Here is a 13,612-nt window from a genome sequence, read left to right on the forward strand (position 1 = left end):
GACGACCGGCTCAATTAGCGGGATTTAGTGGGATTCAGTTGGGTTCGGGGGCGAGTTTCAGCCGGAGCCGGCCGGGTTCAATCGGAGCCGGCCGGGTTCGAGAGGCCGGCTTCAGTCGGATTCCGGGGCGAGGGGGAGGATCACCCGGAACGTCGAGCCCTTGCCCGGATCCGACTCCACCGCGACGCGTCCGCCGTGGGCCTCGACCATCGCGGCCACGATGGCCAGGCCGAGACCGCTCCCGCCGTCCTCGGGAGCGCGCCGCCCCCGGGCGGAGTCGGCGCGGTAGAACCGCTCGAAGACACGCTCGCGCTGCTCGGGGGTGAGGCCCGGCCCCTCGTCGGCGACCTCGATGACGGCCATGCCGTCGGCGCCGGAGAGGATCATCCGTACGGGGGTGCGCTCGGGGGTGTGGGTGAGCGCGTTGGTCATGAGGTTGCCCACGACCTGGCGAAGACGCACCTCGTCGCCGGAGACGATGAGCGCGGAGCCGTCCACCGAGAGCGTGACATCGCGGTCCGGGGCCAGGATGCGGGCGTCGTGGACGGCGTCGGCGGCGATGGCCAGCAGGTCGACCGGGCGCATGGCCAGCGGCCGCTGCCGGTCGAGCCGGGCCAGCATCAGCAGGTCGTCGACGAGCAGGCCCATCCTGACCGCCTCGGACTCGACCCGGCGCATCAGCGGCACGGCGTCGATGCCGGGCGCCTGCCGGTAGAACTCGGCGAAGCCCCGGATCGAGGTCAGCGGCGTGCGGAGCTCGTGCGAGGCGTCCGCGACGAACCGGCGCATGCGCTCCTCCGAGCTGCGGGCCGAGGACTCGGACTCCGAACGGGCCCGGAAGGCCGCCTCGATCTGGGCGAGCATGCCGTTCAGCGACCGGCCGAGACGACCCACCTCGGTACGCGGGTCGGCGTCGGGGATTCGGCGGCCGAGATCGCCCGCGGCGATGGCCTCGGCGGTGCGCTCGATCTCCTCCAGCGGGCGCAGGCTCCTGCGGATGATCACCACACCGGCCCCGGCGAGCATCAGCACCAGGCCGCTCCCGCCGAGCAGTTCCACCAGCGCGAGCTGGCCGACGATCTGCCGTACCTCGCCCATGTCCACGGCCACGATGAGGCTTCCACCGGTGTCCAGCGAGGTCACCCGGACCCGCCAGTCACCGCTCTCGAACGAGTGGACGCCCTGGAGCGGGGGGACGTCCGGCCCCGGTTTGCCCTCCACGTCGATACCGCTGAGCAGGACGGCGGTCTTGCCGTTCCTGCCGCGGAGTTCCAGCCTGGCGTCGGACGGCATCGACTTGCCCATCAGCCCGACGGAGCCCCTGTTGTTCATGCGGCGCAGCGCGGAGTCGACGGTCAGGTCGATCTGGTTGTCGACGCGGTCGATCAGGTAACCGCGCATGATCGAGACGCTGCCGATGCCGATGAGGGCGAGCGCGATCGTCAGCAGGACCAGGATGACGCCGATCAGCTTCACCCGCAGGGGAGTCGCGCTGAGCATCACGAGGCCGGCGGTAAGCGCAGCACGTATCCGACGCCGCGCAGGGTGTGGATCAGCCTCGGGTCGACATTGTCGATCTTGCGACGGAGCACGGAGACGTAGGACTCCACGATCCCGACGTCGCCCCTGAAGTCGTAGTCCCACACGTGGTCGAGGATCTGGGCCTTGGACAGCACCCGTCCCGCGTTCGCCATGAAGTAGCGCAGCAGCTTGAACTCCGTCGGCGACAGCGCCACCGCCTTGCCCTTGCGCCACACCTCGTGGCTCTCGTCGTCGAGCTCGACGTCGGCGAAGGTGAGCCGGGGCGGCCGGGGCGCGAGGTCTCCGGAGCCGGTACGGCGCAGCACGGCCCGGATGCGGGCCACGACCTCCTCCAGGCTGAACGGCTTGGTCACGTAGTCGTCACCGCCCACGGTCAGCCCACGGATCTTGTCCTCGGTGGCGTCGCGCGCGGTGAGGAAGACCACGGGCGTGTCACTGCCGCCGCCGCGCAGGCGCCGTACGACGTCGAAGCCGTCCATGTCGGGCAGCATCACGTCGAGCACGATGAGGTCGGGCCGGTGCCGCTGGACGGCGGCGACGGCGTCCGTGCCGTTACCCGCCGTGTTGACACCGAACCCGGCGAACCTCAGGCTCGCGGCCAGAAGCTCGAGGATGTTGGGTTCGTCCTCGACGATCAGCAGGCGGGCCTCGGGTGAGTCGGTCACTGGTCTATTTTCACCGGCCCACATGAGAAAGCAGTTAACTGGTCAAGACAGAGGCTAACCCCACAATATGCCTGGCAATGGCCAAACTTGATGTGGCCGCCGGTGAGGGGGCGTTGCGCACGAGGGCGACACGGCCGTGCACGTCGATCGCGAAGTCGTCCAGCATGCCGCCCCGCCCGTCCACAGCCTGTGCGCGGACGCCTCCGGCGGTCCTGACCAGGTCGGCGCCGGTCAGGGCCGGGACGTAGCGGCGCGCGGCCCTCAGGAACGATCCTTTGCCCAGCGAGCCGGCCACCTCCCTGATCCCGGTCCGCCAGTGCCTGGCGGCCAGCCGCCGGGTGCCTCGCCAGGCCAGGATCCGGCCCAGGTCGGCGAGGTCGACGTCCCGCCAGGAGTAACCCTCCAGCGCCAGCGCCATGACCGCGTTGGGGCCGACCAGCACCTCGCCGTCGATCCTGCGGGTCAGGTGCACGCCGAGGAACGGGTAGCGGGGGTCGGGGACCGGGTAGATGAGCCCGCGGACCAGGTCCTTCGCCTCCCCGGCCAGCGCGTAGTACTCGCCGCGGAAGGGGATGATCCGCACGTCACCGGGGATCCCGGCCATCCGTGCGACGGTGTCGGTGCCGAGCCCGGCACAGACGATCACCCGGTCGAAATCCAGCGTCCGTTCCCCCGCCAGGACGCTCACCCCGCTCGCGGTCTCCCGTACGGCGCGCACCGGGTGGGACAGCAGCACCGAGCCCCCGCTCTCCTCCACGTCCCTGGCCAGGCGCCGGGCGACGGCGGGGAAGTCGGCGATCGCGGTGTGCGGGGAGTGCACGGCGCCCACGCCGACGGCGTGCGGCTCGATCTCGCGCAGGGCCAGCGCGTCGAGCTCGGCGATGTCGGGAACCCCGTTCGCGCGGGCCCGCTCGGCGATCTTGCGCAGCTCGGGCCGCTCGGACCCGGTGGAGGCGACGACGAGCTTGCCGACCTCGTCGTACGGGATGCGGTGCTCGGCGCAGTACTGCCTGAGCATCGCCACGCCCTCCCGGCAGAGCCTGGCCTTGAGCGAGCCCGGACGGTAGTAGATCCCGGCGTGGACGACGCCGCTGTTGTGCCCGGTCTGGTGGGCTCCGACGCGGTCCTCCTTGTCGAGGACGGTCACGGTGGCCCCGCGGGTCAGCGCCGTCTCCCTGGCCACGGCCAGCCCGACGATTCCCGCACCGACGATCCCGACCCTCATCGCCGGCTCCTCCCTGGTCGTTCCCCTGCTTTCCCCGTGGGCTTCCCCATGAGGTGATCACGGGGTGATCACGGGGTGATCGCCTCCGTCAGGGCGGGAAGCGCGTCACCGCGTGACACTACCCGCCAGCCTCCCGACCTTGTCGGTGGCGAGATGTCCTTCCTGGGCCAGCCAGCGCAGCGCGTCGGCGACGGTCTCCTGGACCGGCCGCAGGCTCACGCCGAGTGCCTCCAGGGTCGGGGTGTCGTACGTGCGGACCATCGTGACCATCATCTCGACGGCGTCCCTGGTCAGCGGGTAGTCGATCTCCTTGATCAGCTTCATCACGTCGCCCACGGCCGCCGCGCCGCGCAGCACCGACCGGTGGATCCTGAACCTCCGGCAGCGGTTCCCCGTCACCTCGTCGCAGACGTCGGCGAGCTGCGCCCAGGTGAGGTAGTGCCCGCCCAGCATGAAGCGGCGCGGACCCCGCCCCGGTTCGAGGCAGCGGGCGAGCACGACGGCCAGATCCCGTACGTCGACGATGTTGGCGCCGCCCGCGGTGATCGGCCAGCCCTGTTCCAGCCCGGCGCGCAGCCCTTCCACCATCGCGTCCAGCGAGGGCTGGTACGGCCCGGTGACCCCGGCCGGGTAGACGATCGTGATCGGCATTCCCTGATCCTGGAGCCGCCTGGCATAGCGTTCCGCTGAGATCTTGCTCCTGCCGTACTCGTTCCTCGGTGTGGCGAGCGGGCTCTCGGTCGTGATGACCGGCCCGGCGGGGGGCACGAAGACACTAACGGTGGAAATATGCACGATCGGGTCGAGACCGAGTTCTACGGCCTGCCCCAGGACGTTCTTGGCCCCGGTGACATTCGTACCGTCCGGGTCTCCGGTCCGGCCGATGACCCCGATTTCCGCGGCGGCGTGAATGACCGCGTCACACTGTTCGAGCCCCTCCCGAACGGCCGCCGCGTCGCGGATATCGGCCTTGTGCAGGGCGACCGCTCCCGTCACTCCGACGGTGGCCAGCACCTCGCGCGTTTTCTCTGGATCGCGTATGAGAAGAACCGGCTCATGCCCGTCGGCGAGGAGTGCGACGACCGCATGCGAGCCGACGAAACCCGATGCTCCGGTTATCAAAACGCGCATGCTCGAAAGTTAGCGGCAATCCTCACCGTAAGAGAAGGGATAAGCGGCCTGCTTCTTAACCGTCATTGCCAATGTGGGAAAAAGGTCCAGGCCGGTCAAGGAATACGTGAATATGTCGGGGCAATAAATAGCGATGCGGTCATTCGTTTTTGGTATGGGATCATGCTTCACACCGGCCCCGGGCCGGGCGGGGACCGAAGGGCACTCACAGCCGTTACGCACATGTCTCCCGTCCGTCGCCCACCCCGGTGGCGTGGAGGGGTATACCTTGATCAGGCCGGATGGCGGCCTGAACCGACAGCGTCACCGGGTGGGGATACGAGGCGATGAGCAGAGAGCTCTCCATCGACGTCGATCACCACGGGCGCACGGACTGCACCGTGATCACTGTTGCGGGTGACATCGACCGTAATTCCAGCGAGCTGCTCAGGGAGACCATCGAGCAGCTGATCTCCGACTACCGCCCGCGCATCGTCATCGACGCCGAGGGCATCACCTTCTGCGACTCCACCGGGCTGCGGGTGCTTCTCAGCGGCGCGAAGGCGACCTCGGAGGCAGGCGGCTGGCTGCGCCTCGCCGGAATATCGGACGTCCTCAAACGCCTCCTGCAGATGACCGGTCTCTCCGCCTGGTTCCCCGTCGACCCCGACGTGGCGGCCTCTCTCAGCCACGCCTCCCGCCGCGGCCTGCAGTCCCCCGGCTGAGCCCCGGACGACCTTCGGAACGGGCCCGCGCCTTCTAGCCTCCGGGAGTCCTCGGAAGTCTTCAGGAGCCCTCCGGGAGTTCTTCGGCGGCCCTCCGACGGCCTTCGGTAGCCCTTCAGCAGCCCTTTCGAGAGTTCGGGACGAGCGTCCCCGCGAGTCCAGGACGGGCGCGTGCGGGTGTCTCTCAGCGGGTGTTGCGGGCGATCAGGGTGATGACGCCGATGGCGCCCGCGGCGATGGCCAGCCAGAGGAGTACGGCCGAGACCGGCACCCCCGCGTCCGAGGCGGCCTCACCGTCCCTCGCCGCGGCCACCGGTGTGGGCGCCGGATCGCCCGCGGCGCCGGGCGTCGGAGTGGGGGCCGCCTGGCGCCGGGCGTACGTGGGTTCGGGAGCCGCCGTGCCGAGGGCCTCCTGGGGCAGCGGCACCCGGTAGACCGGGCTGCGGCTCCCCTCGCTGCCGGTCAGCAGGTACTTGCCGTCGCGCGTGTAGGCGATCGACTCGGCCTGCTGCAACTCCGGCATCGTCACCCGGGCGATCTGCTCTCCCGGGGCGCGGTAGACCGTGGCGGAGAAGTAGGTGCGGATCACGAAGCTCGACCCGTCGGGGGCGTAGGCGGCGTCGGTGGCCATGATGGGCGCGGAGCCGACCTTGCGGAGCACGTTGACCCTGTCGGTGCGCAGCCGCTTCGGAGCCTGGTAGACGGAACCGGCGAACTGCTTGGTCACGACGTAGAGGCGCCCGGTGCGCGGGTGGACCATGATGCCCTCGGCGTTGCGCCCGCCGTCCTCGTAGCGGAACCGGTAGCGCACGGCGGGGACGACGGCGTCGCTCATCGTGGCGGGCTCTACCACCCTGTATACGGAAATATCAGGCCATGCCCCCTCCAAGTTATCGCCGATGTCGGCGAACCAGAGGACCCCCTGACCGGTCCGCGGGTCGGTGGAGGCCGCCATGCCCTCCCAGTCACGGGACGCCGCCCCCCTCAGGGTGAAGGTCGCGCGGGTCCGCCCGTCGGGGCCGACCGCGAAGAAGACCGGCCCCGCGGAGCTGTCGTTGTGGGTGTAGTAGACGTCCTTGCGGGTCGGCGAGACAGCCAGCCCGCTCGACTCGGTGATCCGGCCGTCCTTGAAGCGGAAGAGGATCCGCTCCCCGTCGTCCGCCCGCGCGCCCTGTCCCGCGAGGACGGTGACCGCGGTCATGCCGGCCACCGCGAACACGCGAACGAGGACTCCCCCCGGCTTACTCAGCATCCAGCCATCATGCCCCGGCGGTACGCGTGGGCGTCACAGACGCGGCGGGTCCCGCCGACGCGGATTTTCCCGGTGAAGCCGCTCGCCTTGAGTGCACTCCAGGTACCTAGTGTGAGCCTATGGACTATACGCAGCTTGGCCGTACCGGCCTGAAGGTCAGCCGCCTCTGCCTGGGCACGATGAACTTCGGCCCCGTGACCACGGAGGACGACTCCTTCGCGATCATGGACCACGCCCACGAGCTGGGGATCAACTTCTTTGACACAGCCAATGTCTACGGCTGGAAGAAGGGCGAGGGCATCACCGAGCAGATCATCGGCCGCTGGTTCGCCAAGGGAGGCGGGCGCCGCGAGAAGACGGTGATCGCCACGAAGCTCTACGGCTCGATGGGAGACTGGCCCAACGAGGGCCAGTTGTCCGCGCTCAACATCCGCCGCGCCGCCGACGCGTCGCTGAAGCGGATGCAGACCGACCACATCGACCTCTACCAGGCGCACCACGTCGACCGGAACACCCCGTTCGACGAGTTCTGGGAGGCCATGGACATCCTCAAGCAGCAGGGCAAGATCCTGTACGTGGGGTCGTCCAACTTCGCGGGCTGGCACATCGCCAAGGCCCAGGAGAGCGCGCGGCGGCGCAACAGCCTCGGCCTGGTCTCCGAGCAGTCCCACTACAACCTGGTCGTCCGCGCGCCGGAGCTTGAGGTGATCCCGGCGGCCGAGGACTACGGCGTGGGCCTCATCCCGTGGAGCCCGCTCGCGGGCGGCCTGCTCGGCGGCATCCTGCGGAAGATCGACAAGGGACGTTCGGCCTCGGAGCAGATCACCAAGCAGCTGGAGAAGCACCGCGACAAGATCGAGCGCTACGAGGCGTTCTGCGACGAGCTGGGCGAGGACCCGGCGAACGTCGGGCTGGCGTGGCTGCTCCACCAGAAGGTCGTCACCGCGCCGATCATCGGGCCGCGCACGCTCGACCAGCTCGACGGCACCACCAGGGCACTGGAGATCGTTCTGGACGAGAAGGCCCTGGCCCGCCTGGACGAGATCTTCCCCGGTTTCAAGTCCGCGCCCGAGCACTACGCCTGGTAGCCGATGTCGGGACGGCACAGGGGCCGGGACCGCCGCCGCGAGGCGGCCGGGACACGGCCGCCGGGCGGCTAGGACACGAGGGCGCCGATCACCACGAGGAGCACGAGCAGTGCGAGCACCGTGGGCAGCAGCCAGCGACGGGGACGATCCACGCCCTGGAGCCTAGCTCTGCCCACGGGGTGTCCGCGCCGTCAGGGGCCATTCGTCGACCGTCTCGTAGCGGGCCTCGGCCCCGCCGCGGGTCCCGCCCCCGAAGTTGCTGCGTATCAGGTGCATCGTCCCGGCCTCCCACGCGGTGCCGGAGAACGGGCCGAACGCCTCGACCAGGGGGCTCAGGTCCGTGTCCGCGCGGCACCTGGCCAGGCTCAGGTGCGGGATGAACCGCCGGTGATCCGTCTGCCCGGCTCCGGCGGCCAGCGCCTCGGCCCCCACGTGGTCGGCCAGGTCGGCGAGCCCGGGAAGGTCGCCCTCCAGCCCGGTCAGGAAGACCCGCGCCCTGTCGGCCGAGGGAAACGCCCCGGCTCCGGCGAGCGACAGCGTCATCGGCGCGTGGTGCGCGGCGGCGTCGGCGAGCCGCGCCCGCAGCTCGGGGAGTGCCGGGTCGGGCACCTCCCCGAGGAACGACAGCGTCACGTGCCAGTTCGCCGGGTCCAGCCAGCGAAGCCCCGGCCATCGCGGCCGGTGGGCCTCGAGGGCGAGAACGAGTTCATCGCACGCCGGTGGCGGCGGTAGCAACCCCACGAACAGCCGCATGCGACCTCCTGCTGATCATCTTTGTCAGCATTATGGCCACACCGGAGCCGATCAGGGTGAGCGCTCCGCCCACCATGACCCCCGCGCGCGGGCCGCCCAGCTCGGAGATCCAGCCGAGCAGCAGCGCACCGAAGGGCGCTCCCCCGGTGAACACGAGCACGTAGATCCCCATGACCCGGCCGCGCATCTCCGGCGAGGTGGCGAGCTGCACGCTGGCGTTGGCGGCGGTGTTGACCGAGATCAGCGCGATGCCGGCGGGCACGAGAGAGACCAGGTACAGGGGGTACCACGGGGCCAGGCCGCTGACGATCTGGAACAGGCCGAACGCGACCGCGCCACCGACCAGCAGCCTCCGGCTGGGCCGTACCCGCCGAGCCGCCATGAGCGCGCCCGCCAGCGCGCCGACCGCGAACATGCTGGAGGCCAGCCCGAACGAGGCCGCGCCCGCCCCGAAGACCTGGCGCGCCATGAGGGCGATCGACATCGAGAACGACTGCGTGAACAGCGAGACGAAGGCGATCAGCAGTATCGGCATGAGCAGCTCTGGCCGCGCCATCACGTAGCGCAGGCCCTCGCGGAGCTGCCCCTTGGCCCTCGGCACCGGTTCCGGGGTGGTCAGCTCGGAGGTGCGCATGAGCACCAGACCGGCGAGCACGCCCGCGAAGGACAGCGCGTTGATCAGGAAGATCGGGCCGGTGCCGCCGAGCGCGTAGATCAGGACACCCGCGACGGCCGGGCCGACCACGCGGGCCAGGTTGAAGCTCGACGCGTTCAGCGCGATCGCGTTGGACAGGTCCTTGCGGCCGACCATCTCCACGACGAACGACTGCCGGGTCGGCACCTCGACACAGGCGATGAGGCCGAGCATGAACGCCATCACGAACACCTGCCAGACCCGGGCCGAGCCTGTCACGGCGAGCACGCCCATGGTGAGCGCCAGCAGGCCCATGAGCGACTGGGCGACGATCAGCAATTGCCGCTTGGGATAGCGGTCGGCGAGCATGCCGCCCCAGAGGCCGAAGAGCAGCAACGGTAGGAACTGCAGCATGACGGTCACGCCCAGCGCGAAGGCGCTGCCGTTCGTCAGGTCCAGAACCAGCAGGTCCTGCGCGGTGCGCTGCATCCACGAGCCGACGTTGGAGACCACGCCTCCGGCCGCGAACAGCCGGTAGTTGTAGATCCGCAGGGAGCGGAACATCCCGCCCCGCGCCTCGGGCACGGCCTGGGCCGTCCCGCTCTCGATGGCCTGGAACTCGTTCGCGGTGGCGGCGGCCCTAGCGGCCCGCCGCCGCCGTACCCTCGCCCTCAACCCGGTCTTCTTACGGGTCTTCCGGCCCGAGTTGGCCCCCGGTTCCCCGTCCGGCCTCCCCTCGGGCTCCAGGTCCGGTTCCCCGTCCCGGGCCGTACCCGGCTCTCCGTCCGGCGCGGTGGACGCCTCGGCCTCGCGCGAAGCCGCCGGGGCCCCGGGTTCCTCGGGGTCGGCTAGATCCGGCTGAGCTTCTCCAGTATTGGAGCCGCCTGCCGGAGTGTCGCCCTCTCCTCGGGTGTCAGCTCCTTCAGCCGCTGCGTCAGCCACGCCTCCTTGAGGCGGCGCTCCTCCCTCAGCAGCGTTGAGCCCTGCTCGGTCACGCCCACGGTCACCTGGCGCCGATCGGTCGGGTGCGGTGTACGTGACACCAGCTCCCGCTCGGCCAGCACGGCGATCACGCGTGTCATCGAGGGTGGCTGGACCTTCTCCAGCTCGGCCAATTCGCCGGGGGTTATCCCGGAATGCCGTTCTACGGCGGCGAGCGTCGCGAGCTGGGTGGGCGTCAGCGAGTGCACCGCGGCCTGCCTGCGCAGGCGTCTGTTCAGTCGTGCCAGTGACACGCGCAGAGCCGAAGCCAGACCGGCGTCGCTGCGCAGGTTCGCGACGTGGTCCTTCCTGGGGTGATTCATTAGCGTAGGTCATTACCTTTGCTAACTATATACGAATACACGTGATTCCCTCCAACGGGTTTCCTTCTCGATGCGGGCCGTACAGCGTGCCAGACGGAGGGGGGATCGCCAACCCCACCTGGAACACCCGCGCCGGCCGCCGGATTTCCGGGCCCGGCCGCCCCGTACCCGGCCCTGAACAGGGTTTCACGGCGGGGTCCCCCGTGCGGCTCTCCGGCGACGGTGATCCACGACCGGCCGGACGAGGTGTGCCGGATCTCACCGGATTCTCAGCCTGGGATGAGGAGGGTCTCATCTGGTCGCCCGAGCATCTGTCCGGTAAGTGCTCCATATCAGACAGGGAGTTACATGAACCGCACCAAGCGCATGATCATCATCGCCGGCGTCGGCACCGCTCTGGCCGGTGGGCTGGCCGTCCCCGTGGCGGCCTGGGCGACCAGCCCCACCCCCGCGCCGTCGTCCTCGGCGACCCCCGGCACCGCCCCCGACGGCACGGAACGCGGCCCGCACGGTGGCCACGGCGGCCGTGGCGGCCACGGGGAGATCGCCGCCAAGCTCGCCGAGCTCCTCGGGCTCGACGAGGACAAGGTCACCACGGCCCTGGAGGAGGTCCGCGGGGCAGGCGGGCCGGGCCGACCTCCCAGGGGCGCCGGGCAGGCCGCCCCGCGGGACGAGGCCAGGAAGGCCGCCCTCCAGGAACACGCCGAAGCCCTGGCCGCCAAGCTCGGCATCACAGCGGACAAGGTCACCGCCGCGCTGGAGACGCTCCGTCAGCAGCGCGGCGCCGAGGCCGAGGCGGTCCTGGCCGAACGGCTGAAGGCGGCCGTCACCGGCGGCACGCTCACCCAGGCCGAGTCCGATGCCGTCCTCAAGGCATACCGCGCGGGGCTGCTGCCCGGTGGCCCCAGAGGGCGTTGAGCACGACGGCACGGTGAGACACGCGCGGCCGTCACGGGGGTCGTTTCCCAGGACCCCCGTGACGGCCGTGTCCCGCACGCAGAGGCCGAGCAACGCCCCAGGGTGAAGGAGACGACGAACAGCCACCTCAGCGGGTATGCCTCACGCGCCCCGCCCTCGATGACCTTGATCAGCATGAAGGTGACCGGACCCGTACCGGTGGCGATCGATGTCGCCGCCAGATCGGATGGCCGACCGGGCACGTACGAGCCATTGACCCTTCCAGAGGGCAAATGTACGCTAGTCCGGAATTTCGGAATTACCTCTCGATGGCGATCTGAGGGCGAGAATGGACACGATGGAGCAGCGGCTCGCCGCGCTGGAGGAGCGGGTGGAACGGCTGGAGACGGCGCCGGCCACCCCGCAGAAAGAGCGGGCGGCCGAAGGATCGACCGGCAGCGTGCCCCTGCGGTTGCTCGACCGGCTACGCGAGCACATCGGCAGTGCCGACGACGACGAACAGGTCCCCGGGCCGCCGGAGGCGACCGGCGCGATCGCGTACGCGGGAGCCGTCGGCCGCGATGGCCGCGAGTACCTGTGGGCCAAACAGCGACCCGTCCGCGATCTCACCGGCGCGGAGCGATCGGGTACCGCCACCATGCTGGAGTGCCTCGGAAGTCCGGCACGCCTGGCGTTGCTCACCGCGCTGATCGGAACGTCACGCACCCGAGCACAGCTTCAGGAGGCCCTCGGCGAGACGACCTCCACCGGACACCTCTACCACCACCTGCGCGGGCTGCAGGCGGCGGGCCTGCTCATCCAGCCTCGGCGAGGCGAGTACGAACTCGCCGCCCACGCGCTGGTCCCGCTGCTCACCATCATCGCGGCCGCCCTGGATCTGAGCGCCGGAGACGGTCAGGCGGCAGGGGAGGCCGGGGAATGAGCTGGGTCTCCCGCCGGTGGCACACCCGAGGAACGCCCGCCCGCGCCGCGTGGCGGGCCTGGACGCGCGGGGACATCGACGAAGCCGAACGTCTGGCCGCGCATGCCGATCGGCGGCGACAGGCGTACCTCCTGTTCCTGACCGGCTACGTGCGCGGAAACTACGAGCGGGCGCTGACCCACTACGAGGCCGTTCGCCACCTGTATCCGGCCTGCACGGAGCTGGACGAACCCGCCGCGCACGCCCTGCTGCACCTGGACAGGCCGGCCGAGGCCTACGCGCACGTACAGCGGCGCCGGGGGAAACGGCCGGTGCCTCCCGACCTCGTGTCGCGGATGGATCACCCGCTGGGAGTCGAGCTCGACCACGCGGCCGTCCTTCCCTTCGCCGATCACGCGCTGGCGCCCTACCTGCCCGCGGTGGACGCCACGCTCGACGGCCACCCCGTACGCGCCCACATCGACACCGGCGGCACGTTCCTCGTCATGGGAACCAGGCGCGCCGACGCGCTGGGCATCCAGTTGGTCCCCGGCGGAAAGAATCATCACGGTACGACCCGCACCGACCTCCACACCGGGATGGCCAGGGAGCTGACGCTCGGCGACGTCGTCCTGACCAATGTGCCGGTGAAGGCCATGCCGACGCTGCGCGACGACCAGGACCTCGTCATCATCGGCACCAATGTGCTGCAGCGATTCCTCGCCACCATCGACTATCCCCGCGGGCGCCTGCTCCTGTCACGACGCCGCGACCCACGGCAGGCGGCCGACCATCTCGCGCTTCTCGACGGCCGGCCGGAGCTCGCCCGGATCCCCTTCTACCTGTGGGCGGACCACTACATGTTCGCCCGCGGCGGCTTCGGCACCCGGCAGGACCTCAACTTCTTCGTCGACTCCGGACTCGTCTACGTCGGCCAGGAGGACGGCTCGCCACCCCGCCAGGCCTGCCTCTACACGACCACGCGGCGATACCGCTCCTGGGGGGTGCAACGGGCTCGCGCGGCCCGCCCGCACTTCGGCGTCGACGAGCCGATCCATCTCGGGCCGCTTCGTCAGGACGACCAGTTCGTGGCCACGACCCCGACCCGGCGCGCGCCCTGGGCGTCGTTCGGCGGCGTGCGCATCGACGGCCTGCTGTCCCACTCCTTCCTCGACAAGTACGCCTGGACCCTCGACTTCGACCGGCATGAGTACACATTCCGATGACCCGCGTGACCGGCGGCAGGTTCGGAACCATCATCGACCTTGATCCGTCTGACACCAGGTGAAACCTCAGCGTGGCATGAGACGGTTCATACTGGCGGCGGCACTGCTTGCCGGGGCGGGAACCGCCTGCACGTCACACCAACCCCCCGAACCGCTTCCCACAGTGTCGGCGCTCGCCCCCATCAGCGATGTGTGGCCGGAAGCGCTCCTCACGGTGCCCTCCAAGCTCAAGGACGGCCGTACCGTATGGCCTGTCGCGATGTTGAGCG

The 13,612-nt window shown here is 70.1% G+C and carries 13 protein-coding genes; 5 read left to right on the forward strand and 8 right to left on the reverse strand.

Annotation, left to right across the window (positions count from 1 at the left end; translation table 11 throughout):
* Positions 1-111 precede the first annotated feature (111 nt).
* The 4 genes from ACSDR0_RS16620 to ACSDR0_RS16635 all read right to left on the reverse strand — a co-directional run bounded on the left by ACSDR0_RS16620 (position 112) and on the right by ACSDR0_RS16635 (position 4,563).
* Positions 112-1,500, reverse strand: coding sequence for a HAMP domain-containing sensor histidine kinase (locus ACSDR0_RS16620; RefSeq protein ID WP_435289764.1), 1,389 nt, complete (start codon positions 1,498-1,500; stop codon positions 112-114).
* Positions 1,500-2,207 carry a response regulator transcription factor gene (locus tag ACSDR0_RS16625; protein ID WP_435289705.1) on the reverse strand — a complete coding sequence of 236 codons (708 nt, stop codon included), beginning with the start codon at positions 2,205-2,207 and terminating at the stop codon, positions 1,500-1,502. Before ACSDR0_RS16625 ends, ACSDR0_RS16620 begins: the two co-directional genes overlap by 1 nt.
* A 34-nt stretch (positions 2,208-2,241) precedes the next feature.
* Positions 2,242-3,432, reverse strand: coding sequence for an L-2-hydroxyglutarate oxidase (gene lhgO / locus ACSDR0_RS16630; protein ID WP_435289706.1), 1,191 nt, complete (start codon positions 3,430-3,432; stop codon positions 2,242-2,244).
* Between the two features lie 105 nt (positions 3,433-3,537).
* The gene (locus ACSDR0_RS16635) at positions 3,538-4,563 is read right to left on the reverse strand and encodes an NAD-dependent epimerase/dehydratase family protein (protein ID WP_435289707.1); all 1,026 of its coding nucleotides are present in this window, start codon (positions 4,561-4,563) and stop codon (positions 3,538-3,540) included.
* A 326-nt stretch (positions 4,564-4,889) separates the two neighbouring features.
* Between ACSDR0_RS16635 and ACSDR0_RS16640 the strand changes: the two genes are divergently transcribed.
* Positions 4,890-5,267, forward strand: coding sequence for an STAS domain-containing protein (locus ACSDR0_RS16640; RefSeq protein WP_435289708.1), 378 nt, complete (start codon positions 4,890-4,892; stop codon positions 5,265-5,267).
* Positions 5,268-5,451: 184 nt separating this feature from the next.
* Here the strand turns inward: ACSDR0_RS16640 and ACSDR0_RS16645 are convergent, their stop codons facing one another.
* Positions 5,452-6,519 (reverse strand): hypothetical protein, encoded by a 1,068-nt coding sequence (locus tag ACSDR0_RS16645; protein ID WP_435289709.1) that lies wholly within the window; start codon positions 6,517-6,519, stop codon positions 5,452-5,454.
* A gap of 119 nt (positions 6,520-6,638) precedes the next feature.
* Between ACSDR0_RS16645 and ACSDR0_RS16650 the strand changes: the two genes are divergently transcribed.
* Positions 6,639-7,607: an aldo/keto reductase gene (locus tag ACSDR0_RS16650; protein ID WP_435289710.1), complete on the forward strand. Its 969-nt coding sequence runs from the start codon at positions 6,639-6,641 to the stop codon at positions 7,605-7,607.
* Positions 7,608-7,769: 162 nt separating this feature from the next.
* Here the strand turns inward: ACSDR0_RS16650 and thpR are convergent, their stop codons facing one another.
* The 3 genes from thpR to ACSDR0_RS16665 form a co-directional block, all read right to left on the reverse strand.
* Entirely contained in the window at positions 7,770-8,360 is a 591-nt protein-coding gene (thpR, locus tag ACSDR0_RS16655) for an RNA 2',3'-cyclic phosphodiesterase (protein ID WP_435289711.1), read from the reverse strand.
* The gene (locus ACSDR0_RS16660) at positions 8,314-9,669 is read right to left on the reverse strand and encodes an MFS transporter (protein WP_435289712.1); all 1,356 of its coding nucleotides are present in this window, start codon (positions 9,667-9,669) and stop codon (positions 8,314-8,316) included. Before ACSDR0_RS16660 ends, thpR begins: the two co-directional genes overlap by 47 nt.
* A 173-nt stretch (positions 9,670-9,842) precedes the next feature.
* Positions 9,843-10,298: a MarR family winged helix-turn-helix transcriptional regulator gene (locus tag ACSDR0_RS16665; RefSeq protein ID WP_435289713.1), complete on the reverse strand. Its 456-nt coding sequence runs from the start codon at positions 10,296-10,298 to the stop codon at positions 9,843-9,845.
* 348 nt (positions 10,299-10,646) lie between these two features.
* On the opposite strand from ACSDR0_RS16665, the gene ACSDR0_RS16670 reads away from it, so the two are divergent.
* From ACSDR0_RS16670 to ACSDR0_RS16680, 3 genes are all read left to right on the forward strand, one after another.
* Complete coding sequence (locus ACSDR0_RS16670; protein ID WP_435289714.1) at positions 10,647-11,216, forward strand: hypothetical protein; 570 nt, start codon at positions 10,647-10,649, stop codon at positions 11,214-11,216.
* Positions 11,217-11,553: 337 nt separating this feature from the next.
* Positions 11,554-12,138 (forward strand): ArsR/SmtB family transcription factor, encoded by a 585-nt coding sequence (locus ACSDR0_RS16675; RefSeq protein ID WP_435289715.1) that lies wholly within the window; start codon positions 11,554-11,556, stop codon positions 12,136-12,138.
* Positions 12,135-13,343 carry an aspartyl protease family protein gene (locus tag ACSDR0_RS16680; protein WP_435289716.1) on the forward strand — a complete coding sequence of 403 codons (1,209 nt, stop codon included), beginning with the start codon at positions 12,135-12,137 and terminating at the stop codon, positions 13,341-13,343. The genes ACSDR0_RS16675 and ACSDR0_RS16680 overlap by 4 nt, the downstream gene beginning before the upstream one ends.
* Positions 13,344-13,612 lie beyond the last annotated feature (269 nt).

The sequence above is a fragment of the Streptosporangium sp. G11 genome, assembly GCF_051192615.1.
GTDB lineage: Bacteria > Actinomycetota > Actinomycetes > Streptosporangiales > Streptosporangiaceae > Streptosporangium.